The 25,953-nt window shown below is 71.4% G+C and carries 23 protein-coding genes; 12 read left to right on the forward strand and 11 right to left on the reverse strand.

All coding sequences use genetic code 11. The annotated features are described in order from the left end of the window. Positions 1-3 precede the first annotated feature (3 nt). The 3 genes from paaC to paaA are packed head-to-tail and all read right to left on the reverse strand — an operon-like array spanning position 4 to position 2,200. On the reverse strand, positions 4-939 hold the full coding sequence (paaC, locus tag ISG29_RS05610; protein WP_194502415.1) for a 1,2-phenylacetyl-CoA epoxidase subunit PaaC: 936 nt from the start codon (positions 937-939) through the stop codon (positions 4-6). An 11-nt stretch (positions 940-950) separates the two neighbouring features. Further along, positions 951-1,250 carry a 1,2-phenylacetyl-CoA epoxidase subunit PaaB gene (gene paaB / locus ISG29_RS05615; RefSeq protein ID WP_194502416.1) on the reverse strand — a complete coding sequence of 100 codons (300 nt, stop codon included), beginning with the start codon at positions 1,248-1,250 and terminating at the stop codon, positions 951-953. After that, positions 1,247-2,200: a 1,2-phenylacetyl-CoA epoxidase subunit PaaA gene (gene paaA, locus ISG29_RS05620; protein WP_194502417.1), complete on the reverse strand. Its 954-nt coding sequence runs from the start codon at positions 2,198-2,200 to the stop codon at positions 1,247-1,249. Before paaA ends, paaB begins: the two co-directional genes overlap by 4 nt. Positions 2,201-2,300: 100 nt before the next feature. On the opposite strand from paaA, the gene paaZ reads away from it, so the two are divergent. The 3 genes from paaZ (at position 2,301) to ISG29_RS05635 (ending at position 5,483) form a co-directional block, all read left to right on the forward strand. Further along, positions 2,301-4,358, forward strand: a complete 2,058-nt coding sequence (gene paaZ / locus ISG29_RS05625; RefSeq protein ID WP_194502418.1) for a phenylacetic acid degradation bifunctional protein PaaZ — start codon at positions 2,301-2,303, stop codon at positions 4,356-4,358. Then, positions 4,358-4,657, forward strand: coding sequence for an EthD family reductase (locus tag ISG29_RS05630; protein WP_194502419.1), 300 nt, complete (start codon positions 4,358-4,360; stop codon positions 4,655-4,657). Before paaZ ends, ISG29_RS05630 begins: the two co-directional genes overlap by 1 nt. Positions 4,658-4,862: 205 nt before the next feature. Then, the gene (locus ISG29_RS05635; RefSeq protein ID WP_194502420.1) at positions 4,863-5,483 is read left to right on the forward strand and encodes a TetR/AcrR family transcriptional regulator; all 621 of its coding nucleotides are present in this window, start codon (positions 4,863-4,865) and stop codon (positions 5,481-5,483) included. A 16-nt stretch (positions 5,484-5,499) separates the two neighbouring features. On the opposite strand, the gene paaK is transcribed toward ISG29_RS05635, so the two are convergent. After that, positions 5,500-6,807: a phenylacetate--CoA ligase PaaK gene (gene paaK, locus ISG29_RS05640; RefSeq protein WP_194502421.1), complete on the reverse strand. Its 1,308-nt coding sequence runs from the start codon at positions 6,805-6,807 to the stop codon at positions 5,500-5,502. A 153-nt stretch (positions 6,808-6,960) separates the two neighbouring features. Between paaK and ISG29_RS05645 the strand changes: the two genes are divergently transcribed. Then, positions 6,961-7,596, forward strand: a complete 636-nt coding sequence (locus ISG29_RS05645) for a TetR/AcrR family transcriptional regulator (protein WP_194502422.1) — start codon at positions 6,961-6,963, stop codon at positions 7,594-7,596. On the opposite strand, the gene ISG29_RS05650 is transcribed toward ISG29_RS05645, so the two are convergent. Continuing rightward, positions 7,589-9,151: a molybdopterin-dependent oxidoreductase gene (locus tag ISG29_RS05650; RefSeq protein WP_194502423.1), complete on the reverse strand. Its 1,563-nt coding sequence runs from the start codon at positions 9,149-9,151 to the stop codon at positions 7,589-7,591. The two genes, ISG29_RS05645 and ISG29_RS05650, sit on opposite strands and share 8 nt — an antisense overlap. 56 nt (positions 9,152-9,207) lie before the next feature. Here ISG29_RS05650 and ISG29_RS05655 point away from each other — a divergent pair, with 56 nt between their 5' ends. After that, the gene (locus ISG29_RS05655) at positions 9,208-9,975 is read left to right on the forward strand and encodes an enoyl-CoA hydratase family protein (RefSeq protein WP_194502424.1); all 768 of its coding nucleotides are present in this window, start codon (positions 9,208-9,210) and stop codon (positions 9,973-9,975) included. 57 nt (positions 9,976-10,032) lie between these two features. Here the strand turns inward: ISG29_RS05655 and ISG29_RS05660 are convergent, their stop codons facing one another. Beyond that, positions 10,033-11,616 carry a sulfatase family protein gene (locus tag ISG29_RS05660; protein WP_194502425.1) on the reverse strand — a complete coding sequence of 528 codons (1,584 nt, stop codon included), beginning with the start codon at positions 11,614-11,616 and terminating at the stop codon, positions 10,033-10,035. Positions 11,617-11,817: 201 nt separating this feature from the next. Between ISG29_RS05660 and ISG29_RS05665 the strand changes: the two genes are divergently transcribed. The 5 genes from ISG29_RS05665 to zwf all read left to right on the forward strand — a co-directional run bounded on the left by ISG29_RS05665 (position 11,818) and on the right by zwf (position 19,672). Continuing rightward, complete coding sequence (locus ISG29_RS05665; protein WP_194502426.1) at positions 11,818-13,962, forward strand: HelD family protein; 2,145 nt, start codon at positions 11,818-11,820, stop codon at positions 13,960-13,962. Positions 13,963-14,163: 201 nt separating this feature from the next. Beyond that, positions 14,164-16,095 (forward strand): anthranilate synthase family protein, encoded by a 1,932-nt coding sequence (locus ISG29_RS05670; protein WP_194502427.1) that lies wholly within the window; start codon positions 14,164-14,166, stop codon positions 16,093-16,095. 241 nt (positions 16,096-16,336) lie between these two features. Beyond that, on the forward strand, positions 16,337-16,921 hold the full coding sequence (locus tag ISG29_RS05675) for an anthranilate synthase component II (protein WP_194502808.1): 585 nt from the start codon (positions 16,337-16,339) through the stop codon (positions 16,919-16,921). Next, positions 16,918-18,180: an anthranilate synthase component I family protein gene (locus ISG29_RS05680; RefSeq protein ID WP_194502428.1), complete on the forward strand. Its 1,263-nt coding sequence runs from the start codon at positions 16,918-16,920 to the stop codon at positions 18,178-18,180. Before ISG29_RS05675 ends, ISG29_RS05680 begins: the two co-directional genes overlap by 4 nt. Positions 18,181-18,229: 49 nt before the next feature. Beyond that, complete coding sequence (gene zwf / locus ISG29_RS05685; protein ID WP_194502429.1) at positions 18,230-19,672, forward strand: glucose-6-phosphate dehydrogenase; 1,443 nt, start codon at positions 18,230-18,232, stop codon at positions 19,670-19,672. A 194-nt stretch (positions 19,673-19,866) separates the two neighbouring features. On the opposite strand, the gene ISG29_RS05690 is transcribed toward zwf, so the two are convergent. From ISG29_RS05690 to ISG29_RS05710, 5 genes are all read right to left on the reverse strand, one after another. Next, a complete protein-coding gene (locus ISG29_RS05690; protein WP_194502430.1) occupies positions 19,867-21,300 on the reverse strand; it encodes a HAMP domain-containing sensor histidine kinase in 1,434 nt (477 codons plus the stop codon). A 42-nt stretch (positions 21,301-21,342) separates the two neighbouring features. Next, a complete protein-coding gene (locus ISG29_RS05695; protein WP_328828116.1) occupies positions 21,343-22,038 on the reverse strand; it encodes a response regulator transcription factor in 696 nt (231 codons plus the stop codon). 75 nt (positions 22,039-22,113) lie between these two features. Beyond that, the gene (locus ISG29_RS05700) at positions 22,114-22,995 is read right to left on the reverse strand and encodes a fructosamine kinase family protein (RefSeq protein ID WP_194502431.1); all 882 of its coding nucleotides are present in this window, start codon (positions 22,993-22,995) and stop codon (positions 22,114-22,116) included. Further along, positions 22,992-23,507, reverse strand: coding sequence for a low molecular weight protein-tyrosine-phosphatase (locus tag ISG29_RS05705; RefSeq protein WP_194502432.1), 516 nt, complete (start codon positions 23,505-23,507; stop codon positions 22,992-22,994). The genes ISG29_RS05700 and ISG29_RS05705 overlap by 4 nt, the downstream gene beginning before the upstream one ends. 20 nt (positions 23,508-23,527) lie before the next feature. Beyond that, positions 23,528-23,908, reverse strand: coding sequence for a phage holin family protein (locus ISG29_RS05710; RefSeq protein WP_328828118.1), 381 nt, complete (start codon positions 23,906-23,908; stop codon positions 23,528-23,530). A gap of 92 nt (positions 23,909-24,000) precedes the next feature. Here ISG29_RS05710 and ISG29_RS21530 point away from each other — a divergent pair, with 92 nt between their 5' ends. Further along, positions 24,001-24,570, forward strand: coding sequence for a VanZ family protein (locus ISG29_RS21530; RefSeq protein WP_194502434.1), 570 nt, complete (start codon positions 24,001-24,003; stop codon positions 24,568-24,570). 251 nt (positions 24,571-24,821) lie between these two features. After that, a complete protein-coding gene (gene hisC / locus ISG29_RS05720) occupies positions 24,822-25,889 on the forward strand; it encodes a histidinol-phosphate transaminase (protein WP_194502435.1) in 1,068 nt (355 codons plus the stop codon). The last annotated feature ends 64 nt before the right edge of the window (positions 25,890-25,953 follow it).

The following is a 25,953-nucleotide window of genomic DNA, read 5'->3' on the forward strand; positions in this document are numbered from 1 at the left end:
CCATCACCACAGACCTTCAGGGTGGGCGCGCGCGACGACCTGCATCTCGGCGAGCAGCCGCCCCATCGTCTCGGTGTGGCGTCCGTCGCGGCCGGTGCCTCCGGCCACGCCGCCCATGGCGGGCCGCTCGGGGCGGGTCACGTCGCCCGCGGCGAAGACCTGCTCGAGGATCACCTCGGCCTGGGCGGCGACGGTCGACGGCGCGACCCCCACGCGGGCGCTCGCCACCTGCTGCTCGACCGGGTGGGTGGCGAGCAGCTCGGGCCACAGCGGCCAGAGGTCGTCGAGCGCGGTGAGCAGGCGGCGTCGCGACTCCTCGGTGCCGCGGGCGAGCGTGACGAACCAGCGCCCGGAGAAGTCGCGATGGTAGGCGAGCTCCTTGACGCCCTTGGCGGCGACGGCGGCGAGCACGGCGTCGCGGCTGTGGCGCAGCTGCTCGAAGAGCGCCAATCGCCAGGTCGAGAACAGCAGCACCCGGGCGATCACCTCGGCGAAGTCGCCGTTCGGCACCTCGGCCAGGCGCACGTTGCGGAACTGCGCCTCGTCGCGGAAGAAGGCGAGCCGATCCTCGTCGGGCACCGGGGAACCGTCGGGCAGCGCCGGGACGAGCGACGGGTCGGCGGCCGCGGCACGGGCCAGCAGCAGGCGCGCCTGGCCGAGCAGGTCGAGCGCGATGTTCGCCAGCGCGATGTCCTCCTCGAGGTCGGGTGCGTTGCTGCACCACTCGGCGAGTCGCTGGGAGAGCACGAGCGCGTCGTCGCCGAGCATGAGGCAGTAGGTCGCCAGCGCGCCGGCGTCGACGTCGTCCGGCACCGAGGTGTCGACCCCGGCCAGCGGATCCTCGAAGTCGGTGCCGAAGGCCCAGTGTGCGTCGTCGACGAGCAGGCCGTCGTAGGCGGAGTCGTGCGCGTCGGGGGTGTGGGTGTGGATCTCGGGCATGGCGATGGCCTCTACATGTGAGGGACGTCGTCGGGGATGGCGTAGAAGGTCGGGTGGCGGTAGACCTTGTCGCCGCTGGGAGCGAAGAGCGGATCCTTCTCGTCCGGGCTCGAGGCGGTGACGGCGTCGGCGCGCACGACCCAGATGCTCACGCCCTCGTTACGGCGGGTGTACACGTCGCGGGCGTGCCGCACCGCCATCTGGTCGTCGGCGGCGTGCAGGGAGCCGACGTGCACGTGGTTGAGGCCGCGCTTGCCGCGCACGAACACCTCGTATAGGGGCCACTCGGCCCGCGGGCTGCTGCCGGTCATGCCGAGACCTCCTGCTGAGCGGCGGCCTCGCGCTCGGCGAACGCGAGCGCGGCCTCGCGCACCCACGCGCCGTCCTCCCAGGCCCGCTTGCGGTGGGCGACGCGCTGGGCGTTGCAGGGGCCGCCGCCCTTGACCACGCGCATGAACTCCGCCCAGTCGGGCTGTCCGAAGTCGTGGTGACCGCGCTCCTCGTTCCAGCGCAGCTCGGGATCGGGCAAGGTGACGCCGAGGGCCGTCGCCTGCGGCACGCTCATGTCGACGAACTTCTGGCGCAACGCGTCGTTCGTGTGGGTCTTGATGCCCCAGGCCATGGACTGCTCGGTGTTGGGCGAGTCGGCGTCCGGAGGGCCGAACATCATCAGCGCCGGCCACCAGAACCGGTCGACCGACTCCTGCACCATCGCGCGCTGCTCGTCGGTGCCCCGCATCATCGTCATCAGCAGCTCGAAACCCTGCCGCTGGTGGAAGGACTCCTCCTTGCAGATGCGGATCATCGCTCGGCCGTAAGGCCCGAACGACGTGCGGCACAGCGGCACCTGGTTGCAGATGGCCGCGCCGTCGACCAGCCAGCCGATGGTGCCGACGTCGGCGTAGCTCAGTGTGGGGTAGTTGAAGATCGAGGAGTACTTCTGACGGCCTTCGATGAGCATCCGCGTCAGTTCGTCGCGGGTGACGCCGAGGGTCTCGCAGGCGGAGTAGAGGTAGAGGCCGTGGCCGGCTTCGTCCTGCACCTTCGCGAGCAGGATCGCCTTGCGGCGCAGCGACGGCGCGCGCCCGATCCAGTTGCCCTCGGGCTGCATGCCGATGATCTCGGAGTGCGCGTGCTGGGCGATCTGCCGCACGAGCGTCTTGCGGTAGGCCTCGGGCATCCAGTCGCGCGGCTCGATGCGGTCCTTGCGGGCCACGGTCGCGTCGAACTGCTGCTCCAGCTCGGGGCTGGGTGCGGTCATCGCTCCTCCATTTACTGACCGAACGGTCTGTACTAGCGTGGCACAGCGGCGCAGGGTGCGCAACGACCTGCGCGACGAGCGATCAGAAGGGACGTGCGACGTGAGCACACTGCTCGAGAGCTACGTGGCCGGAGCCTGGTTCCGTGCCCTGGACGAGGGCGAGCCCGTGCTCGACGCCGTGACCGGAGAGGAGGCCGCTCGGGTCTCGAGCCACGGGCTGGACTACGCAGCGCTCGTCGATCACGCCCGCGACGTCGGCGGGCCGGCCGTGCGTCGGCTGACGTTCCACGAGCGCGCCGGGCTGCTCAAGCAACTGGCCACGCACCTGGGCCGGTTCAAGGACGAGTTCTACGCCCTCTCGGCCCGCACCGGCGCGACCCGCCGCGACTCGGCCGTCGACATCGACGGTGGGATCGGCACGGTCTTCTCTTATGCCAGCAGGGCCAAGCGCGAGCTGCCCCACGACACCCTCGTGCTCGACGGCGACGTCGAGACGCTGGGCCGTGGCGGCACCTTCGTCGGTCAGCACGTCTACACCTCGCGGCCCGGAGTCGCGGTGCAGATCAACGCCTTCAACTTCCCGGTCTGGGGCATGCTCGAGAAGCTCGCGCCCGCGTTCCTGGCCGGCCTGCCGAGCATCGTCAAGCCCGCCAGCCAGACCGGTTACCTCACCGAGGCGGTCGTGCGGCGCATCGTCGAGTCCGGCATATTGCCCGAGGGCAGCCTCCAGTTGGTCAGCGGCAGTCCCGGCACCCTGCTCGACCAGCTCGGCGAGCAGGACCACGTCGCCTTCACCGGCTCGGCGCACACCGCGTCGATCCTGCGCAACCATCCCGCGGTGGCCGAGCGCGGCGTCCGGCTGGGCGTCGAGGCGGACTCGCTCAACTGCTCGATCCTCGGACTCGATGTCACCGTCGACGACCCCGAGTTCGACCTGTACGTCAAGGGCATCGTCACCGAGATGACGGTCAAGGCGGGCCAGAAGTGCACCGCGATCCGGCGCGTCCTCGTGCCCGAGGCGATGGCCGAGCCGGTGATCGAGGCGATCAGCGCCCGGCTGGCCACCACGAGCGTCGGCGCGCCGGACGCCGAGGGCGTGCGCATGGGTGCGCTGGCCAGCCTGGAGCAGCGCGCCGAGGTGCGCAAGGCGGTCGAGGCGCTGCGCGCCAGCGCCGACCTCATGTACGGCGACCCGGAGCGGGTCGAGCCGATCGGTGCGGACGCCGAGGGCGGGGCGTTCATGCAGCCCGTGCTGCTGCGCGCACACCCCGGGGCCGCGGAGCCGCACGACGTCGAGCCGTTCGGCCCGGTGAGCACGGTGATCACGTATGCCGACACCGCCGAGGCCGTGGCGCTGGCCGCGCGCGGCCGGGGCAGCCTGGTGGCGTCGGTGGTGACCCACGATCCCGCGATCGCGCGCGAGGTCGTGCTCGGGCTGGCGCCGTGGCACGGCCGGGTGCTCGTGCTCGACCGCGACGATGCCGGCGAGTCGACCGGTCACGGCAGCCCGCTGCCGGTGCTCGTGCACGGCGGGCCGGGCCGCGCCGGCGGCGGTGAGGAGTTGGGCGGCATGCGCGGCGTCCTCGCGCTCATGCAGCGCACCGCCGTGCAGGCCTCGCCCGACATGCTCACCGCTGTGGCAGGTCGGTGGACGCCGGGTGCCCGGCGCAGCGAGAGCACGGTGCACCCGTTCCGCAAGTCGCTCGCCGACCTTGCCATCGGCGACACGATCACCTCCGCGCCGCGCACGGTGTCGCAGGCAGACATCGCGCACTTCGCCGAATTCACCGGCGACACCTTCTATGCCCACACCGACCCCGAGGCGGCAGCGAAGAACCCGCTGTTCGGCGGCATCGTGGCGCACGGCTACCTGGTCGTCTCGCTGGCCGCGGGGCTGTTCGTCGACCCCGACCCGGGCCCGGTGCTGGCCAACTTCGGCGTCGACCGGCTGCGGTTCCTCACCCCGGTCAAGGCCGACGACACCATCGCCGTGACGCTGACCGTCAAGCAGATCACCCCGCGCACGTCGGCCGACTACGGTGAGGTGCGCTGGGACGCCGTGGTCACCAACGCCGACGGCGACCCGGTCGCCACCTACGACGTGCTCACGCTCGTGGCGAAGACCTGGCCCCAACAGACCCAGGGAGTCGATGCCTGATGTTCCGGATGACCGTGCAGTACGAGACCCCCGCCGACCCCGAGGCGTTCGACCGCGCCTACTTCGAGCGGCACGTGCCGCTGTGCCGCACGCTGCCCGGGCTGGTCGGCGCCTCCTTCTCGAAGCCGCGCCCGCTCGGCCCGGGCCCGGCGCCCTACCTGGTGGCCGAGCTCGACTTCGCCGACGGCGAGGCGTTCAGGGCCGCGATGACGTCGCCGGAGATGGCGACCGTCGGCCAGGACGCCGAGACCCTCCCGGCCGCCCGGGTCATGTTCACCGGCGAGGTGTCCGGGGGCTGAGCCTGGATCCACCGCATCTCGCCTGCTGCGCGCCACCATCCGGGCGCGCTGGCTGCGTTGCCGCCCCTCGACGGGCCACCGGCCCGCCGTCGCGACGGGCGCCTTGCCATCGCACCCGCCTGGTGAGGCTCGCGACGGCGACCTTCGCTGGATCCAGGCTGAGGCTCCAGGGGTGCGACGGCAGCGGCCGTGGAAGCATGACCGCATGAGCAGTGGGCCCCCGGAGCGGGACAGGCGTCTCCCGTCGGGTGAGGCGCGACCGACCTACACCCTCGACCGGCTCCTCGACGTGGCCGTGCGGGTGTTCACCGAGCGCGGGTACGACGGCACCAGCGTGCAGCACCTCTCCCACGCCTCGGGCCTCTCGAAGTCCTCGATCTACCACCACATCGAGGGCAAGGAGCAGTTGCTGCGCCTCGGGCTGGAGCGGGCGCTCGAGCCGCTCATGGCGAGCACCACCGAGCCGGAGTCGACCACCGGCCCGGCCATCGACCGGCTCACGCACCTGGTGCGCCGCAACGTGGCGATCCTGGCCGAACGACTGCCGTACGTGACTCTCCTGCTCGATGTGCACGGCAACACCGAGACCGAGCGCTGGGCGCTCGACCAGCGCCGCGCCTACGACAAGATCGTCGCCGCCGTCGTGGCCGAGGCCATCGACGAGGGCAGCGTGCGCAGCGACGTCGATGCCCGGACGACGGCACGGCTGGTGTTCGGCATGATCAATTCCGCCCGCGAGTGGTACCACCCCGAGCGCAGCGTGAAGCCCGACCAGCTCGCCGACCAGATCTGCTCCCTGGTGCTCGAGGGCATCCGGGTGCACTGACCCGGGGTCGACGCCGCTAGGTCTTGGGTCGCCGGTCGACGATGCGCCGCATCTTGCCGACCGAGCGTTCGACGCTGTCGGGCGGCAGCACGTCGACGTCGATGCTCACGCCGATCCGGTTCTTCACCAGCCGCTCGAGCTCGGCGCCGGCCGCGGTCGCGGCGTCCGGGGCGACGCCGACACGGTGCTCGACCACGACCGTCATCGCGTCCATCGAGCCCCGACGGGTGAGCACGCACTGGAAGTGCGGCGAGAGTGGCGCCAGGCCCATGACCAGCTCCTCGATCTGGGTCGGGAACAGGTTCACCCCGCGCAGGATGATCATGTCGTCGGTGCGCCCGGTGATCTTCTCGATGCGCCGCATCGTGCGCGCGGTGCCGGGCAGCAGCCGCGTGAGGTCGCGGGTGCGATAGCGGATGATCGGCATCGCCTGCTTGGTCAGCGAGGTGAAGACCAGCTCGCCCTCCTCGCCGTCGGGCAGGGGCTCGAGGGTGATCGGGTCGACGACCTCGGGGTAGAAGTGGTCCTCCCAGACGGTCAGACCGTCCTTGGTCTCGACGCACTCGCTGGCCACGCCGGGGCCGATGACCTCGGAGAGGCCGTAGATGTCGACGGCGTGCATGTCGAGGCGCTCCTCCATCTCGCGGCGCATGTCGTTGGTCCACGGCTCGGCGCCGAAGATCCCGACCTTGAGAGAGGTGGCGCGCGGGTCGATGCCCTGGCGCTCCATCTCGTCGATCACCGAGAGCATGTAGCTCGGCGTCACGGTGATGATGTCGGGCTCGAAGTCCTCGATGAGCTGCACCTGGCGCTCGGTCATGCCGCCCGAGACCGGCACCACCGTGCAGCCCAGGCGTTCGGCGCCGGCGTGCGCACCCAGGCCGCCGGTGAACAGCCCGTAGCCGTAGGCGTTGTGCAGGATGTGCCCGGCCCTACCGCCCGCCGCGCGGATGCTGCGCGCCACGACGTCGGCCCACATCTCCAGGTCGGCCCGGGTGTAGCCGACCACCGTCGGTCGACCGGTCGTGCCCGACGACGCGTGCACGCGCGCCACGTGCTCTCGCGGTACCGCGAACATGCCGAAGGGATAGTTCGCGCGCAGGTCGGCCTTGGTGGTGAAGGGCAGGGTGGCGAGGTCGTCGAGTGACGTCACGTCGTGGGGGTGCACACCGGCGGCGTCGAAGGCTGCCCGGTAGTGCGGCACGTGGTCGTAGGCGTGCTGCACGGAGTCGCGCAGCCGGCTCTGCTGGAGCGATCGGAGCTCGTCGAGCGAGGCGGTCTCGATGGGCTCCAGATCGCCCGGCCGGGGGCTCAGGTCCAGCATGCGCAGCGCCTTCTCTCGGTTGCCGGGCCGGGCTCCACAGCGTTGACCCGACCGACCGTTCGGTATGGGAGGACGCTATCGCGGGAGCGCGCCTACCGAAAGGGCACACGTCTGCCCGGCGGTGCGACGGGCGGGGTCTGCGACCATGACGTCATGCCGTCGCCCGGGTCCACGCCCGCCCAGCCCGGACGCCGGCCGCGCGGCCGACCCGGGCACGACCGGGCTGCCGTGCTGCGGCGGGCGATCGCCCTCTTCAACGTCCAGGGCTACGACGCCACCTCGGTCAGCGACCTCGCGGCCGACCTCGGGGTCACGAAGTCGGCGGTCTACCACCACTTCGCGAGCAAGGAGGACATCCTCGCCGCGGCGCTCGACGAGGCGCTCACCGAGCTCGACGCACTGGTCGCGGCGGCGCAGGCTGCGTCCGACCGCTCGGCCCGCGAGCGGCTCGAGGAGACCGTGGTGGCAGCTGTCGGCATCCTGGTCGAGCACCGCGCGGCGGTGACGCTGCTGCTGCGCGTGCGCGGCAACAGCGCCGTCGAGCAGGCGGCGCTCGCTCGCCGTCGACACATCGACGCCGCACTGGCCGCCCTCGTCGTCGAGGCGGTCGACGAGGGCGACGTGCGGGCCGACGTGCCTGCGGAGGTGATCAGCCGACTCGTCTTCGGCATGGTCAACTCGCTGACCGACTGGTACGAGCCGGGCGGCCGGTCCGGGCCGGCCGCCCTGGCGGCGGCGGTACGCGGCGTCCTCTTCGAGGGGCTCGGCGCCCGCTCCCGCGTCAGCTGACGGTGACCTGGAGCGACTCGATGCCGCTGGCGCCGTCCGGGAAGGGCATGGCTCGTGCCGCGGTCTGGGTCTGGCCGTTGCCGTCGATGACACGGGCGGCGATGGAGTGCGCCCCCGGCTTGGCGTCCTTCCACTGGTAGTACCACTGGCGCCAGTAGTCGTTGTTGACGTCGGGGCCCATGGTCGCGTCGGTCCAGGCCCCGCCGTCGATGCGCACCTGCACCTTCTTCACGCCGCCGGACTCCTGCGCCCAGGCGACGCCGCCGACGATCTGGTCGCCGGCGTCGAGCTGGGCCAGCGAGTCTGGGGTGTCGATGCGCGCCGAGATCTTGATCGGCGCCTTGGTGGCCCAGTCGCGATCGGTCCAGTAGGCCTTGTCCTGGTCGTAGGTGGTCAGCGTCATCTTGGTGATCCACTTGCAGGCGCTCACGAACCCGTAGAGGCCGGGCACGATCATCCTGGCCGGGAAGCCGTGCTCGCGGGGCAGGGCCTCGCCGTTCATGCCGATGGCGATCATCGAGTCGCGGCCGTCGGTGGCGACCTCGAGCGGGGTCGAGATGGTCATGCCGTCGACGTCGGTCGAGAAGATCTGATCGGCCTTCGAGCCGACCCCGGCCTTGTCGAGCAGATCCGTGAGCCGGACGCCGAGCCACCGGGCGCCGCCGACGTACTCGCCGCCGACGCTGTTCGAGACGCAGGTGAGGGTGATGTCGCGTTCGATCAGCTCCATGCCGAGCAGATCCTCGAAGGTGAAGGTCACCTCCTGGTCGACGTCGCCGTCGATGGTCAGGCTCCAGCTGCCGGGGTCGACGATGGGCACGTCGAGGCGGGTGTCGACGCGGTAGAAGTCGTTGTTGTCGATGCGCAGCGGGGTGATGCCGTACTTCTGGGCGAGGTCGTCGCTCGGGAACGCCGGCGCGGGGTCGGCCGGCTCGGGCAGCGTGACATCGGCCGGGCTCGCCTTGAGCGAGGTGATGAGCCGACCCGCACCGGCGAGCACCGCCGCGGCGATCGTGACCACGCCCGCGCCGATGAGCACGCCGCGTCGGCTGGGGCCCGCGGTGGCGCTGTCTTCGTGCCCGGCGTCGTGCTCGACGTCGTGCTCGGCGCCCTTGACGGTGGGGCGGGTGGCCAGCCGCGCGAGCAGGTACAGCGAGCCGATGCCGGCGATCGCGGTGAGCACGGCGGGCAGCAGGTCGAGTCCGCCGAAGCCCGGCCGCAGCACGACCATGACGGCGGCAACGAGCACGAGCACCCCCTCGAAGACGGCGCCGTAGACGAACCGGCGTCGGGCGAGCAGGCCGGCCACCGCGGCCAGCAGCAGCACGACGACGAGCACGCTGCCGATGAGCACCGTCTTGTCGTTGCTGCCGAAGTTACGGATCGCCCAGTCCTTCAGTGGCGTGGGCGTCGCGTCGATGACGGTCGACCCCACCGCCAGCACGGGTGAGGACGACGTGTCGACAAGCGACGCCGCGAAGTGGCCGACGGCCATCCCCAGCATCGTGGAGACGACGCCGAGAAGGGCCCAGAGGAGGCGGGAGATCGGTCGCATGAAAGGTGTTCGGAGCCGATGGCCCCGCCGATGGGGTGGGCGGCAAGATGGATCCCATGTCTGCCGAGCAGAGCACCCCGCAACCCGCCGTCCACTACGACGTCGCCGACGGCGTCGCGACCCTCACCCTGGACTCACCGCACAACCGCAACGCCCTCTCGAGGGCCCTGGTGACCGGCCTCTTCGAGGCCCTCGACCGCGCGGCCACCGACGACGCCGCGACGGTCGTCGTGATCGCCGCCACCGGATCGGTGTTCTGCTCCGGCGCCGACCTCACCGAGGCCCGGGCGGGCTCGATGGAGCAGGGGGCGCGCGAGATGGTGCGCATGCAGCGCGCCGTGCTCGCCCACCCCAAGCCCGTCGTCTGTCGGCTCCAGGGCCCGGTGCGGGCCGGGGGCATCGGCCTGGTGGCGGCCTGCGACGTGGTGATCGCGGCCGAGCGGGCGACCTTCGCGCTCACCGAGGTCAAGCTGGGCCTGGCGCCCGCCGCCATCTCGCTCAGCGTGCTGCCGCGGATGAGTCCACGCGCGGCCTCGCTGGCGGCCCTCGGGGGTGAGGTGTTCACCGCGGCGCAGGCGGCCGCCTGGGATCTGGTGACCTCCGTGGTGCCCGACGACGGCCTCGACGAGGAGGTCGCCGCGGTGTGCGCCTCGCTCGCGACCGGCGCGGCCCAGGGCCTACGCGAGACCAAGACCCTGCTCAACGCCGACGTGCTGGCCCGGCTCGACGAGCGCGCCGAGCAGATGGCGGCCCTCTCGGCCCGGTTGTTCGGCTCCGAGGAGGCCAAGGCGGCCATGACCGCCTTCCTCAGCCGCAAGCGTTGAGCGCGGTGTGTGTGGGTGGGTCGGCGTCTCGGCTGCTGGGCGGGCGGTGCGGCGCCCTCAGCGCCGCTTGATCGGTGGCAGTGGACCGAACTGCCGATTGCACGCGTTCGGTCCGGAGCAGGTCTTGAGGATGTCGGTGCGCCGGGCCAGCTCGCGTCGGATGGCGCGGTAGCGCGGATCCTTCGCGACCGAGTGCATCTGGAGGGGGTCGCTCTTGCGGTCGTAGAGCTCCACGAAGCCGTCGTACCACTTCGCGTAGGAGTACCGACCGGTGCGGACGCCGCGGAACAACCAGCCCGTCGTGCCGTTCTCCGGCTTGAACGGGCCGCCCTGCACGAGCAGGCCACCCGGGTGCAGGTTGGCCTCGCGGTCGCCGTGCCAGATCGGCAGCATCGAGCGGCCGTCGAGCACCCGGCCGTCGGTGGGCTGGGCGTGGGCGATGTCGAGGAAGGTGGCGGCCAGGTCGACGATGGAGACGATCTGCGGGGTCGTGGTGTTCGGGGCGATACCCGGCCCGCGCACGAGCATCGGGGTACGCACGTTCTCCTCGTAGGGGAGGATCTTGCCGAACCAGTTGTGCTCGCCGAGCTGGTAGCCGTTGTCGGTGATGAACACGATGTAGGTGTTGTCGAGCTCGTCGTCGGCCTCGAGCTGGTCGATCATGCGGGAGAACGCGTCGTCCAGCGAGGCCAGCGCGGCCGCTCGCCCCTCGCGCTGGCGGACCACCTTGCGCGGGGAGTGGAAGGGCTGGCGACGGATGATGTGCGGCTTGTCGGAGACGTTGCGCTCGTGCCAGGCCGGCGAGTTGATGATGTCGCGAGCCAGCTGGTCGGCACGCTCCTGGTTCGGCTTCTCGCCGGTGCCCTTGGCCTGGAGCCGGTAGGACGGCGACATCGGCGGCGGGCCGTGCCGACACGCGGAGTCGTGGCAGCCGGGCCCACCCGCCTTGGCGTGGGGGGCGAAGTGACTGACCCACATGAAGAACGGCTTGTCGCTCTCGTGCAGATCGTGCAGGTACTCGACGGTCTTGTCGGCCACGTAGTCGGTGTAGTAGCCCTTCACGTGCTCGACGTGGTCCTGCTCGAACTGGGTGAAGTCGTAGTAGTTCGAGAACCCGTGGGTGGAGGCGTTGAAGATCGTCCAGCCGGGGTCGTGGCCGTCGTCGTTGTTGTAGCCGTTGAGCGGCTTGCCGAGGAACGCGGTGTTGTACCCCGCGCCGCTCATGTCGGTGCCGATCGTCGAGTACTTGTCGAGGTTCGGGTAGCCGCCCTTGGGCTGGAAGTTGGTCCAGACGTGGTTGTTCTGGGCCAACTGCCCGGTGAGGATCTCGGCGCGGGCCGGGCAGCACAGCGGGTGCGGTGTGATCGCGTTGCTGAACGTCAACCCGTGCGCCCCGAGCACCTTCTGCACCGTCGGCAGGAACTCCATCTCGTCGACGCGCTGGTCGTCGCTGGAGAAGAGGATGATGTTCGGCCGGTCGTCGGTCTGCTGCTGCTCGCCGCCACCGCCGATCCGGGCGTGCCCGGTGAGCGTCAGCGCCACGCCCAACCCGGCGAGCAGGAGAAGCACCAGGAACACGATCCCGACGGTGCGCTGGGTGCGGCGCTGCTCCGGGCGTGCCGGAGTGCTGGCGTCGTTCACGAGAGCATGTCCTGGAAGGGAGGGAGCATGTAGGGGAGCAGTCAGGATAGGGGCCTGACCTGAGAGATCCTTCAGTCGGGGGCGAACGGCACGCCCGTGCGCCCGGGCCTCGAGGAAACCGGTAAAGTTGTCTCTTCGGTGCGCCCCTCACGCGTGGGCCCCGCAGTGACGGTCCTGGACGAGAGTGGAGTGCAGCACCCGGTGAGCGACGATCCTGACGTCCTGGCCGCCCGGGAGGTCGCCGCCGAGCAGGCCTACGTCGACCGGGTGTACGTGCAGTTGGCGGCATCGGCCCAGAGCGCCCAGCGGCTGGCCCGCGAGGGCCATGACCGCGGCCGGCTCGGTCACGAGGGCGGTCTGGTCGAACGCGACGCCATGGTCTTCCAGGCAGCGCGCCGCATCGCTCAGCTCGACGCCGCCCACGAGGGCCTCGTCTTCGGACGCCTCGACCTCACTCCCGACGTCGACGACCGGCCGCGCTACGTCGGTCGTATCGGTCTGCGCGACGCCGAGTACGACAGCCTCGTGATCGACTGGCGGGCCCCGGCGGCCGCCGTGTTCTACCAGGCCACGGCCGCCGAGCCGCACGACGTCGTCCGTCGCCGCGTGCTGCGGTGCGCCGGTGCCGAGGTGGTCGGCGTCGAGGACGAGCTGCTCGACGCCGAGGCGGCCGAGAAGTTCGACCTCGACCTGCCGGTGGTCGGTGAGGGCGCGCTCATGGCGCAGCTCTCCCGGGCGCGGGACCGCACCATGCACTCCATCGTGGCCACGATCCAGGCCGAGCAGGACCAGGCGATCCGCGCGCCCGCCAAGGGTGTCACCACGATCTCGGGTGGCCCAGGCGTCGGCAAGACCGTGGTCGCGCTGCACCGGGCGGCCTACCTGCTCTACACCGACCGCCGCCGCTACGAGACGGGCGGCGTGCTCATCGTCGGCCCGAGCGGGGTGTTCATGCGCTACATCGAGCGGGTGCTGCCCTCCCTCGGCGAGACCGCCGTGGCGCTGCGCTCGCTGGGCGAGGTGGTCGACGGCGTCCGCGCGGTACGCCGCGACCCACCCGCCGTGGCCGACGTCAAGGGCAGCGGGCGGATGGCCGAGGTGCTGCGCCGAGTGGCCCGCCAGCAGGCGCCGAACAGCCCGGACTCGTTCCGCATCTTCTGGCGCGACGACGTGCTCACCCTCGATCGCGGCTCACTGGGGCGTGTGCGCCGCTCGCTCATGAGCCAAGGCCGCCGCAACCGGCAGCTGCCGCGCGTGCCGCGCGCGCTGCTCGACGTGTTGTGGCGCCAGGTGCGCAGCGAGCGCGGCCGCGAGCGCGGCCGGGAGTCCTTCGACGCCGACCTGCTCGAGGATCCGCGCTTCCTGGAGTTCGCCGCCGACTGGTGGCCGCCGCTGGACGCCCGAGAGGTGCTCGGCTGGTTGCGCGACCCGGCGCTGCTCGCGCGGGTGGCCGACGGTGTGCTCGACCGCGACGAGCAGGCGCTGCTCGTCGCGTCGTGGAGCGACCCCTTGCGCGAACTCTGCGTCGAGGACGTGCCGCTGCTCGACGAGTTGCGCTACGCGATCGGTGACGTGCCGCAGCGCACCGAGGACGACACCAGCCTCGACGACACCGGGCTGCACGAAGGCGGCCGCGACGTCGCCGAGCTGATGACAGCCGCCGACCGCGAGTACGCGCCGTCCGGGCGGGCCTGGACGCCGCCCACGCACCGCATCGAGGACGACCCCTTCGCCCACGTGCTCGTCGACGAGGCGCAGGATCTCACCCCGATGCAGTGGCGGATGGTCGGACGCCGCGGCCGCACGGCCACCTGGACCATCGTCGGCGACCCCGCCCAGTCGTCGTGGCCGGTGCCCGCCGAGGCCGACGCCGCTCGCGCGGCCGCGCTGGAGGGCAAGCCCGTGCACGCCTTCCACCTCTCCACGAACTACCGCAACTCCTCGGAGATCTACGCCTTCGCGGCCGACTACGCCCGACGTGTCGGACTGGACGCCGACCTGCCCACCGCCGTCCGCTCGACCGGCGAGGAGCCGCGCGAGATGCCGGCCTCGCCCTCGCTGCGTGAGGCGGTCGTCGCGGCGGTGGCCGATCTGGCCGACCGTGTCGGCGGCACCGTCGGCGTCGTCGCCGCCGTCGACCGGCAGGCCGAGGTGCGAGAGTGGCTCGACGTGGAGCGCGAGGACGGCCGCATCGCCGTGCTCACCGGCCTCGAGACCAAGGGTCTGGAGTTCGACGGCATCGTCGTCGTCGCGCCGTCCGAGATCGAGGGCGAGTCCTCCACCGGTCGCGCCACCCTCTACGTCGTGCTCACCCGCGCCACGCAACTGCTGGTCACCGTCGGCTGATCCGCCGGGTCGCTGGGTCGGTGGGGTCCGCTGGGGGCGTCGTTTGATCCCAAACGACGGTAAAATCGCGCTGTGGAGTGCAGTTTTCGCCCAAGCGTCGAGGCCGGTGTCGTTTGGGATCAAACGTGGGTAAATTCCGGCCCGCAGGTGCAGTTCCCCACCAATCGTGGGCAAAGACAGCGCACGCCCTAGCATCGACCCATGCCTGCCACGCCCGATGTCCGCTCTGCCATCGAGGCGCTCCAGGGGCACGAGGCCTGGGCGATCATCCGGCGGTCGACGCGGGCGGGCGACAAGCCGACCGTCGGTCTGGTGGGCGGACGCCGCTGGGTGGCCGAGTCGCTGATGAACGTGCCGCTCGAGCAGGGCCCCCCGGCCCCGGGTAGGCAGTGCGACCGCCTGGTGGCGGTGCCGTTCCGGCAGGTGAGCGAGCGCGGCTTCGAGGCGCACGACGACGGCACTCCGCTGGTGGTGGTCGACGTGGAGTCCGAGCAGGAGTTCTCGGTCGCCGAGATCCTCGACGCCATCCCCGACGGTGAGATCGCGATGGCCGATCCGGGGGGGTTCGACATCGACGACGAGGCCTACGCCGAGATCGTGCGCGCCATCATCGACGACGAGATCGGTCAGGGCGAAGGCGCGAACCTGGTGATCGGACGCCGCTACCGCGCGCAGGTCGCCGGCTGGGACGCCCAGAAGGCGCTCACCGTCTTTCGACGGCTGCTCGCTCGCGAGCACGGCTCGTACTGGACCTACCTCTTCTTCACCGGTGACCGCTACCTCGTCGGCGCCAGCCCCGAGCGCCACGTGAGCGTGCACGGCGGTGACGTGCGGATGAACCCCATCTCCGGCACCTTCCGGCTGCGGCGCCCGCAGCACGACGACGGCGCCACGCCCGACCTCAAGCGCGACCTCGTCGACTTCCTGCACGACGAGAAGGAGATCTACGAGCTCTTCATGGTCGTCGACGAAGAGCTGAAGATGATGTGCGACATCTGCCACGAGGGCGGCCAGGTGCTCGGGCCGTTCCTCAAGCCGATGAGCCACCTCGTGCACACCGAGTACCTGCTCGCGGGCCGCACCGACCGCGACGTGCGCGAGGTGCTGCGCGACACCATGTACGCCGCCACGGTCACCGGCAGCCCGGTCGAGAACGCCTGCCGGCTCATCAAGGCCTACGAGCCGCACGGCCGCGGCTACTACGGCGCCGCGCTCGCGATGCTCGGCCGCGATCCCGACGGCGACCCGGTGCTCGACTCCCCGATCGTCATCCGCAGTGCGGACGTCGCACCCGACGGCACGCTGAGCGTCACCGCCGGTGCCACGCTGGTGCGCGACTCCGAACCCACCTACGAGGTGGCCGAGACGCACGCGAAGGCCGGCGGCATCCTCTCCGCCTTCGGGCTGGTGCCCCCGGCGCCGGCCTCCGAGGTCGACGTGGCCGAGCTCGTCGCCGACGAGGACGTGCTGCTCACCCTCAACCAGCGCAACCGACGGCTCTCGCCGTTCTGGCTCACCGACCAGGGCGACGCGCTGCCCGAGGGCGACCTCGCGGGGCGCAGCGTGGTGATCCTCGACGGCGAGGACGCCTTCGTGAACATGCTGCGCCATGTGCTCGGCGTCATGGGCCTCACCTCGAGGGTGGTGCGCCACGATGCCTACACGCCGGGCTGTCTGGAGGGCTACGACCTGGTGATCGTCGGTCCGGGCCCCGGCGACCCGCGCGACGACGCCGACCCGAAGATGGCGGTGCTGCGCGAAGTGGTGGCGGAGCTGGTCGAGCGCGAGCAGCCGTTCCTCGCCGTGTGCCTGGGCCACCAGGCGCTGTGTCACCACCTCGGCATCGAGCTGGCCTACAAGGACATCGTCTTCCAGGGCACCCAGTCGCCGGTGTCCCTGGAGGGCCGCACCGAGCGGGTGGGCTTCTACAACACCTTCGTCGGGCGCGTGCGCGACAGCGAGAGGCCCGCGCTGCTTGCGCGAGGCATCGAGGTCGACACCGACCCCGATCACGGCGACGTCGTGGCGCTGCGCGGCCCGCACTACACGGGCATCCAGTTCCACGCGGAGTCGATCCTGACCCAGCGCGGCTTCGACGTGCTTCACCGGATCGTGGTCCGTCTGCTCCAGTGAAGGTTGGTGGATGGTTGCCCACCGGTGCAGACCGGTGGCCGGAAATTGGGATCGAAGGGGTGACGTGGATGAAAAGTTGGCCTATTGTGGATGACACGACCTCCCCCCGAGGCATCGATATCCGGCGCAGACTGCCCCCCAGCTACGCCGGCCGTCGAGACCGGAACCACGGGATGTCGAGGCCCGGCGCTGACTGCCCCCCAGCTGCGCCGGGCCTTCCCCTTTTTCCGACCCGGTGAGCATGCCGGCCGATGTCGTGCTGGTCGACCACCACGACTCCTACACCCACAACCTCGCGCATCTGCTGGCCGAGGTCACCGGGGTGCTGCCCCGTGTCGTGAGCCACGACGAGGTCGGACCCGAGGAGGTGCTCGCCCACTCGCACATCGTGCTGTCGGCCGGGCCGGGACACCCAGCGAAGCCGGACGACTTCGCCGTCGGCCGCGCCGTCCTGGCCGCGGGCACCCGCCCGGTGCTCGGCATCTGCCTGGGCATGCAGGGTCTCGTCGAGACCTACGGCGGCCGGGTCGACGTCGTCCGGCCGGCCCACGGCGAGGTGGCGCGGATCGACCACGACGGCCGCGGCGTGCTCGCCGACCTGCCACAGCACTTCGCCGCCGTGCGCTACCACTCGCTGGCCGCCGTCGAGGTGCCCGACTGCCTCGAGGTGTCGGCCACCTGCGTCGAGCCGGACGCCGAGAGCTCCGTCGTCATGGGCGTGCGGCACCGCGACCTGCCGCTCGAGGGCGTGCAGTTCCACCCCGAGTCGGTGCTCTCCGAGCACGGCCGCGCCCTGGTGGCGAACTTCCTGGTAGATCCCCGGTGAGCCCGCCGGAGCAGTGGTTCCCCGAGATCGCACGCACGCACGCCCGCTGCGTGTGGCTGGACGGCGCGGGCGGTCGTGGCTGGTCGGGTCGCCGCTCGCTGGTCGGTTGGCTGGAGCCGGAGGATCCCTCCCTCACCTACGACGCAGCCCGGCGCGAGGTGCGCCGGCACACGATCGCCCCCGACGGCACGCCCCGCAGCGAGGTCGCGGGTGACGACGTGTTCGCCGTCTTGGAAGCGGAGCTCGCCGAGGGCGATCCGGACGATCGCTGGTTCGGCTACCTCGGGTACGCCGGCCGCCCCGACCTGCCGGCGCGTCCGTCCGCGCACGCGCCGGACGCCGTGTGGATGCGGCCCTCTAGGCTGCGCGGTGTCGAACACGACGCGGCGTCGGCCACGCCTCGGCGGGCGCCGAGCGACGACCCGTGGGGGGTGCCGCCGTCGTACCGCGCCGCCTTCGCGGAGGTGCAGCGGCGGCTGCGCGCGGGCGACTCCTACGAGGTCAACCTGACCTGGCGTGAGCGGCGCACCAGCCGCCTCGACCCGGTCTCGCTCTACCAGCGGCTGCGCATCCTCAACCCCGCGCCTTACGCCGGCTTCGTGCAGCACGACCTGCCCGGCGCGCGGTCGTGGCTGCTCTCCAGCAGCCCGGAGCGCTACGCCACGGTGGCCTTCGACCCGGCCGGCGAGCGCTGGATCGAGACCCGGCCGATCAAGGGCACCACCCCGCGCGGTGCCACCCCCGAGGCCGACGACGCCGAGCGCGAGCGGCTGGGCAGCGACGCCAAGTTCCGCGCCGAGAACCTGATGATCGTCGACCTGCTGCGCAACGACATCGCGATGGTGGCCGAGCCCGGCACGGTGGCGGTGCCCGACTTGATGAGGGTGGAGTCCTATGGGTCGGTGCACCAGCTGGTCAGCACCGTGCGCGGTCGGCTGCGCCCGGAAGTGAGCACGGTGCGGGCGCTCCGTGCGCTGTTCCCGGCCGGGTCGATGACCGGCGCACCCAAGCTGCGGACCATGCAGATCATCGACGAGGTCGAGGCCGATGCGCGCGGCGTGTACGCGGGTGCCTTCGGATGGATCGACGGCGCGGGCCGCGCCGACCTCGGGGTCGTCATCCGGTCGCTCGTCTCGAGTGGTGACGGCGCGTGGGAGATCGGCACCGGCGGCGGCATCACCGTGGCCTCCGACGTGGCCGAAGAGCACCGCGAGGCCCTGCACAAGCTGGACAGGTTGGTGGCAGTCTTCGAGGAGTAGACCGTCGAGTGTCACGAGGAGGCAACAGAGCGTGGTTAGTGTCGAGAGCATGGAGAAGCCCACCGTCGTCGTGCTGTTCGGAGCCACCGGCGACCTCGCCAAGCGCAAGCTCCTGCCGGGGCTGCTGCACCTGCACCAGGCGGGGCTGCTCCAAGACTCCGTGATCGTCGGCACCTCGCTGGAGGATCTCGACTCCGAGGGCTTCGTCAAGCTCGCCCACGAGGCCTGCGTGGAGTTCGGCGACGACTACACCGACGAGTCGTGGGCCGCCTTCGAGCCGATGCTGAGCTACGTGCCGACCGGCAAGGGGCCCGAGGCGCTGGCCCAGGAGGTCTACCGGGTCGAGACGGAACTGCCCGGCGACATCCACGACAAGCGTCGGCTGCACTACCTCTCCGTGCCGCCGAGGGCGGCGCTCGCGGTGCTCAAGGAGCTCAGCGACGCCAACCTGGTCGAGCGGGCCCGGATCATCATGGAGAAGCCATTCGGCACCGACCTTGAGTCCGCGAAGGATCTCAACGCGCGGGTGCACGAGGTGTTCGACGAGTCGCAGGTGTTCCGCATCGACCACTTCTTGGGCAAGGAGGCGGCGCAGAACATCTTGGCCTTCCGGTTCGCCAACGGTCTGTTCGAGCCGATCTGGAACCGCCAGTTCATCGACCACATCCAGATCGACGTGCCCGAGACCCTCGGCCTCGAGGGCCGCACCAAGTTCTACGAGTCCACCGGCGCCTACCGCGACATGGTCGTCACCCACCTGATGCAGGTGCTGGCCTTCACCGCCATGGAGCCGCCCACCTCGCTCTCGCCCGGCCCGATCAGCGACGAGAAGCTCAAGGTCTTCCGCTCGATGCAGCCGCTCAAGCCGGCCAACGTGGTGCGCGGACAGTACTCCGGCTACCGCGGCAAGGAGGACGTCGCCGACGACTCCGACACCGAGACGTTCGTCGCGCTCAAGGTCGAGATCGACAACTGGCGGTGGGCCGGCGTGCCCTTCTACCTGCGCACCGGCAAGAAGCTGGCCGAGGGTGCGCGCATCATCTCGATCGCGTTCAAGGAGCCGCCGCTCACGATGTTCCCCGAGGGCTCCGGCGTCGGCACGCAAGGCCCCGACCACCTCACCTTCGACCTCGCCGACCAGTCCCGCATGTCGCTGTCGTTCTACGGCAAGCGGCCCGGCCCCGGCATGAAGCTCGACAAGCTCTCCATGCAGTTCGCCACCCACGACACCGCCAACTCCGGCCTCGTGCTCGAGGCCTACGAGCGACTCATCCACGACGCCATGCGCGGTGACCACACGCTGTTCACCACCGCCGACGGCATCGAGGAGCTGTGGGCCAAGTCGATGCCGTTGCTCGACAACCCGCCGCCCGTGCGCTCCTACCAGCCCGGCTCGTGGGGCCCCAACGCCATCCACCAACTCATCGCCCCCCACGCCTGGCGGCTCCCGTTCGAGCGGGCCTGGCGCACCGGCGCCACCAGCCACCCGTAGGCGGCTGGTGGGGAGCGGCGAATTCACCGGACGTCCGGTGAATTCGCCCCTGGGACGGTGAAATTCGGCCGTCCCGGGGGCAGGATCGCCGTCCGACCTTGCGGTACGCAGGCCCCGCACCACGGCGTCGCCGGAGCGCAGCTGCGCCCCGTCGTCGACCAGGCTGATCGCGCGGCGAACGGCGCGGGCGGCGGCTACCGCCCGGCCGCGGCGGGTGTGGGGGTCGCGGTGGCGGAGGCACCGGGCAGGCTCAGCACGAGTCGCGCGCCCCGACCTGGCGCGCGATCGGCGCGCACCTCCCCGGAGTGCCGGGCCGCGGCCTGCGCGACGATCGAGAGACCCAGGCCGGAGCCGGGCATGGAGCGGCTGTCCTCGGAGCGGTAGAAGCGCTCGAACACGTGCGGCAGGTCGACCTCGGCGATGCCGGGCCCGTCGTCGACGACCACGAGGGTGCCCTCGCGCAGGCTGACCGACACGGTGCCCCCCGGTGGGCTCCACTTGGCGGCGTTGTCGAGCAGGTTGGTGACCGCACGCTCCAGCATCGCGACGTCGCCCTCGACCGTCCACGGCTCGGTCTCTGCCTCGAAGGTGACGGTAGCCGCGCGGCGCCGGACCCGGCTGAGCGCCTGCCCGACGATCTCCTCGAGCTCGACGCTCTGCACGGACGACGACGCGGGCTCGTCGCGGGCCAGTTCGACGAGGTCGCCCACCAACGTGCTGAGCTCCTCGATCTGCGCGCGCACGTCGTCGAGCAGGTCGCGGCGAGCGGCCGGGTCGAGCGTCATGCCGCCGGCGCCGGCCTGGTCGACCTGCGCGAGCAGCTCGAGGTTCGTGCGCAGCGAGGTGAGCGGGGTGCGCAGCTCGTGGCCGGCGTCGGCCACGAGGCGACGCTGTCGCTCGCGGGAGAGATCCAGCGAAGCGAGCATCTGGTTGAACGCGGTGGCCAGACGGGCGATCTCGTCGTCGCCCTCGATGGTGATCGGGGTGAGATCCTCGGTGCGCGCGATCGTCTCGACCGAGCGGGTCAGCTTGCGCACCGGGCGCAGACCGTTGCGGGCCACCGCCCACCCGGCGATGGCGGCCGCGATCACGCCGGCGATGCCGAAGATGAGGGTCACCACGCCCAACCGTTCCAGAACCTGCTCCTGCGGGCCCAGCGACTGGGCCAGCACCAGCGCCTGACCCGGCTGCGCCCCCGGCACCGCCACCACCCGGTAGTTGCCCTCGACGGTGCTGACGGTGCGGATGGAGTACGGGTTCTGCCGCAGCGCCACCCCGAGCTCGGGGCGCCCGTCGCCGAGGTTGATGACCGGCCCCTCCGGGTCGGCCGAGATGACCGGGGGCACGGCTCCCACATCGATGAACGCGATGCGGATGTCGCCCGCGCCCAGCGCGAAGGGCGGTACGTCGTTGATGACCGAGCGCTGGAGCGTGGTGGCCTCGGTGGCCTGCTTGGCGCGGCTGAGCAGGGAGGAGTCGAGGCTGTCCCGGAGCTGCATGCGGGCGGTCACGTAGGCGCCGAGCGACACGAACGTGACCGCGATACCCACGGCGAGGGTCGTCAGCACCACGACCCGGCTCGCGAGCGAGCGCCGGTAGTGCCAGCGAGGGGCGTGCGGGGCGCTCACGGACGGGGCTCGCACGCGACCGTCGCGGCGCTCATGGCCGGATCAGGACTCCTTGAGCACGTAGCCGACGCCCCGCACCGTGTGCAGCAGGCGCGCTTCGTCCTCGGCTTCGGTCTTGCGACGCAGGTAGCCCACGTAGACCTCGAGGGAGTTCGCGGTGGTCGGGAAGTCGTAGCCCCAGACCTCCTCGAGGATGAAGGAACGCTCGAGAACCCGGCGCGGACGACGCAGGAACATCTCCAGGAGCGTGAACTCCGTGCGGGTCAGCTCGATCACCCGCTCGCCGCGATGAACCTCGCGAGTGGCCAGGTTCATCGAGAGGTCGGAGAAGGTCAGCACCTCCTCGGAGTCGTCCGAGGGCACCGCGCGGCGCAGCAGGGCGCGCAACCGGGCCAGCAGCTCCGCGAGCGCGAACGGCTTGGTGAGGTAGTCGTCGGCCCCCGCGTCGAGACCCTCGACCCGGTCACCCACGGCGTCGCGCGCCGTCAAGACGATGATCGGCACGTCGTTGCCGGCCGAGCGGAGCGCCTTCGTGGTCTCCAGACCGTCGAGCCGCGGCATCATGAGATCCATCACCACGGCGTCGGGACGGGCGGAGCCGATGCTGGCCAGGGCCTCGGCCCCATCGCCGGCCAGGGATACCTCGTACCCGTTGAACTCGAGGCTGCGGCGCAGGGAGTCGCGCACGGCGCGGTCGTCGTCGACCACCAGGATGTGCGGCTTGGGGGCAGTGCTCACACCCCTACTCTGCCAAAGACCGCTGAGCCGGCGCTGAGAGGTGAGTCGAAAACCTGCCCGGAACCTCAGCCCGGGTCAGCCGACCCGGCGCGCCGTGTCGGCAGCACGGGCGCCGTAGCCGCCCCCGAAGAGGCAGGCGTGCACGAGCAGGGGGAACAGCTGGTGCAGCGGCAGGCGCTCCTCCCAGCCGTCGGTCAGCGGGTGCACCTGCTGGTAGGCGTCGAGCACCTCGGCGAGGTTCGGGAGCCCGAACAGCGCGAGCATCGCGAGGTCGAGCTCGCGGTGCCCGCCGTGGGCGGCCGGGTCGACGAGCCAGGGCTCGCCGTCGGCACCCCACAGCACGTTGCCGCTCCAGAGGTCACCGTGCAGGCGGGAGGGGGGCTCCTCGGGCAGCAGGGTCGCGAACCGGCCCACCAGCGCCTCGATCGCGGCGGCGTCGTCGGCTTCGATCGCGCCGCGATCGCGCGCCAGCTTGAGGTAGGGCAGCACCCGCCGCACGGCGTAGAACTCGGGCCAGGAGTCGGCCGGGCGGTTGGGCAGCGGCAACGTGGCGATGTAGCCGTCTCGGTAGCCGTCCGGGCCCGTGAGGTGGGCACCGAACCTCGGGGCGCCGGCGTCGTGCGTGTGCGCCAGGGCCGTGCCGAAGCGGCTGGCGGCGTCGGCATGGGTGCGACCCGGCTCGATCCACCGGAGGATCACGCAGTCGCGGTCGGCGGCGAGCACCTCGGGCACGCTCACGCCGTCCGTCGCCTCGCCCAACCATCGCAGCCCGGCCACTTCGACGGCGAAGAAGTCGGCCGGCGCCTGCGACACCGCCTTCATCAGCGCGCTGGTTCCGTCGGAGAGGCGCAGCTTCGTGGCACGCGCGACGTCGCCACCGGCGACCGGGGCGGTCGCCCGCACGGCCAGGCCCAGCAGCTCCTCGGCGCGCTCGGCGAGCTGAACGTTGCGGGTCACGGGCGCGCTCCGAGATCCGGCTCCCGCTGCAGAGCCGCGACGAGGGTGGCACACGTGCGCTCGACCATGGCCAGCACCTCCTCGAATCCTCGCTCCCCACCGTAATAGGGGTCGGGAACGTCGTCCCCGGTGCCGATCGGGTCGTGATCGCGGAAGAGATGCACGCGCTCGCTGCGCCCACCCAGCTCGGCCAGGTTGTCGGCGTCCATGGCGAGCAGCAGGTCGTGGGCCGCGGGCCAGGTGTCGTCGTACTGCTGGGCTCGGTGGTCGGACGGGTCGTAGTGGCCGGCGAGGAGCACCGACGCCGCCCGCTCGTCCATCGGCCGCCCCACGTGCCAGCCTCCGGTGCCGCAGGAGTCGACGTCCACACACCCGGCCAGGCCGGCGTCGTCGACCCGGGCGCGCAGGACGACCTCGGCCATGGGGGAGCGACAGATGTTGCCCAGGCAGACGAGCCCGAGGCGGTAGTGGCCGGGGGTGCGCGGGGACGGCACGGAGCGGTCGTGGGTCATGGCGTCTCGTGGCTGCCGGGTCAGTCGTCGGCGCCGACGGCGGCGTCGACGACCCAGGTGACGAGCGTGATGACGATGGCACCCAGCACCGCGGCCCCGAAGCTGTCGACGTGGAAGTCGATCCCGGCCTGGTCGGCGATCCAGCTGGTGAGCTCGAGCATCGCGGCGTTGATGACGAGCAGGAAGAGGCCCAGGGTCACGATGATCAGCGGGAAGGAGAGGAACTTCAGCACCGGCTTCACGAACGACGTGACCACGCCCAGGATGAGCGCCACCAGCACCAGCGGCAGGATCTTGTCGGAGATGTCCCCGCGCGCCGGCGGGAACCGGATGCCGTCGATCAGCCACGCCGCGGCCGCCAGGGACACGGCGTTGGTGAACAGCCAGGTCACGAATCGCACGCCCCCGATCATGGCAGGCGGTTGGGAGCGCGCCAGTGCGGTGCCGGCGACGGCGATCCCGCCGCAGCGGCCCGCCCCGTAGCCTCGAGCGCGTGTTCCCGGTCGGTGGTGTCGGCGCCATGCTCGTGGGTGCGGTGCTGTCCGGTGTGCTGGCGGCACTGCTCGCCCTGACCTTGCGACGACGCTTCGGCACCACCTGGGCTGTGACGGTCGCGCTGCTGGTGTGGTCTGTGGTGTGCATCGGCCTGCTCACGTTGCTGCCGGCCAACGGCCCGGTGCAGGTCGTCTTCGCCGAGGACCGGCTGCCCGGGTGCTCCTTCGACTACGGCGGCCCCGCCCCCGATGGGTTCTGGATCTTCTCGGGTGGTCAGCGGATGCTCAACACGGTGATCTTCGTGCCGTCCGGAGCCCTGCTCGTGCTGACGCTCGCCCGGTGGCGGACGGCGTGGGTCACCGTGCCGATCGGCCTGGTGCTGCTGGCGGCGTACTCGGTGGGCATCGAGCTCACGCAACTCGAACTCGCCCGACTCGATCGGGCGTGCGACGTCACCGACATGGTCGACAACACCACCGGCGCGCTGATCGGTGGCATCGTCGGGCTGGCGCTGCTCCCCGTCGTCCGGCCGTGGCGGCATGGCCGGAGGTCGCGCACCCATCCCTGAGCATGCGGCGCGGCGGTGGCGAGACGTCACACGGCTGGGCAGGGATCCGGTGCGCTGGCCGCTCCCCCTCCCGGATGAGGCGCCCATCACGCCGGCGCCTTTACCGTGACATCGGCTCCCCACCTGCCGGTCGCCTCCGGCGACCGGGAGCGCCGAACCGATTGCGGCGGGCACCCCCGCGAACGATTCGGCGTCCATGGTGGGGGGCCGCCAGGATTCCTCGGTGGTGACCGAGGCCTAGGGTGGCCGGCATGGCCTCTCCGCAGCCCCGCTCCCACGTGCTCGACATCCCGGCGTACGTGCCCGGCAAGCCTCCGGCGCAGCGCGACGACCTGGTGACCTACAAGCTCTCGAGCAACGAGAACCCCTACCCGCCGCTGCCGGGCGTGGTCGAGGCGGCGCAGGCGGCGGTGGGCGCTATGAACCGATACCCCGACATGGGCAACACGGCGCTCTACGCCGGGCTGGCGCGGCGCTTGGGCGTGCCGGTCGAGCACGTCGCCGCCGGCACGGGTTCGGTCGCGCTGATCTACCAGGTGCTCACCGCGTTCTGCGACCCCGGCGACGAGGTCGTCTACGCGTGGCGCTCCTTCGAGGCCTACCCGATCGCCGTCACGAGCGCCGGTGCGGTTTCCGTGCAGGTGCCGCTGCTGCCCGACGGACACCACGACCTCGACGCCATGGCCGCCGCGATCACCGACCGGACCAAGGTCGTCATGGTCTGCACGCCGAACAACCCCACCGGGCCCTCGGTCACCCAAACCGAGCTCGACGCGTTCTTGGGGAAGGTGCCCTCGCACGTGCTGGTCGTGGTCGACGAGGCCTACCTGGAGTTCGTCCGCATGCCCGACGCCGTCGACGGCATCGCCACCTACCGCGGCCACGAGAACGTCTGCCTCTTCCGCACGTTCTCCAAGGCCTACGGGCTGGCGGGGTTCCGGGTCGGGTACGCCGTCGCGCCCGCACCGATCGCGGGTGCGTTGCGCGCCGTGTCGCTGCCGTTCGGCGTCAACGCGGTCGCGCAGGTCGCCGCCATCGCCTCCTTGGACGCCGAGGCGGCGCTGCTCGAGCGAGTCGACGACCTGGTCGCCGAGCGCGACCGGGTCGGTGCCGCCCTGCGCGAGGTGGGGTGGCAGGTGCCCGAGGCGCAGGGCAACTTCTTCTGGTTCGCGCTCGGTGAGCGCACCGCCGAGTTCGCCGCCGCCTGTGACGACGCCGGCATCGTGGTGCGCCCCTTCGCCGGCGAGGGCTGCCGGGTCACCGTCGGCGAGACCGAGGCCAACGACCGGCTCGTGCAGGTGGCCGCTCGGTTCGTGTGAGGGGAGCAGTCCGCGGGAGTTTCGGCTGGCGTCGGCTGAGACTCCCGGTGTGCGGCTGACGCAT

Source organism: Nocardioides acrostichi (genome assembly GCF_015319165.1).
Taxonomy (GTDB): domain Bacteria; phylum Actinomycetota; class Actinomycetes; order Propionibacteriales; family Nocardioidaceae; genus Nocardioides; species Nocardioides acrostichi.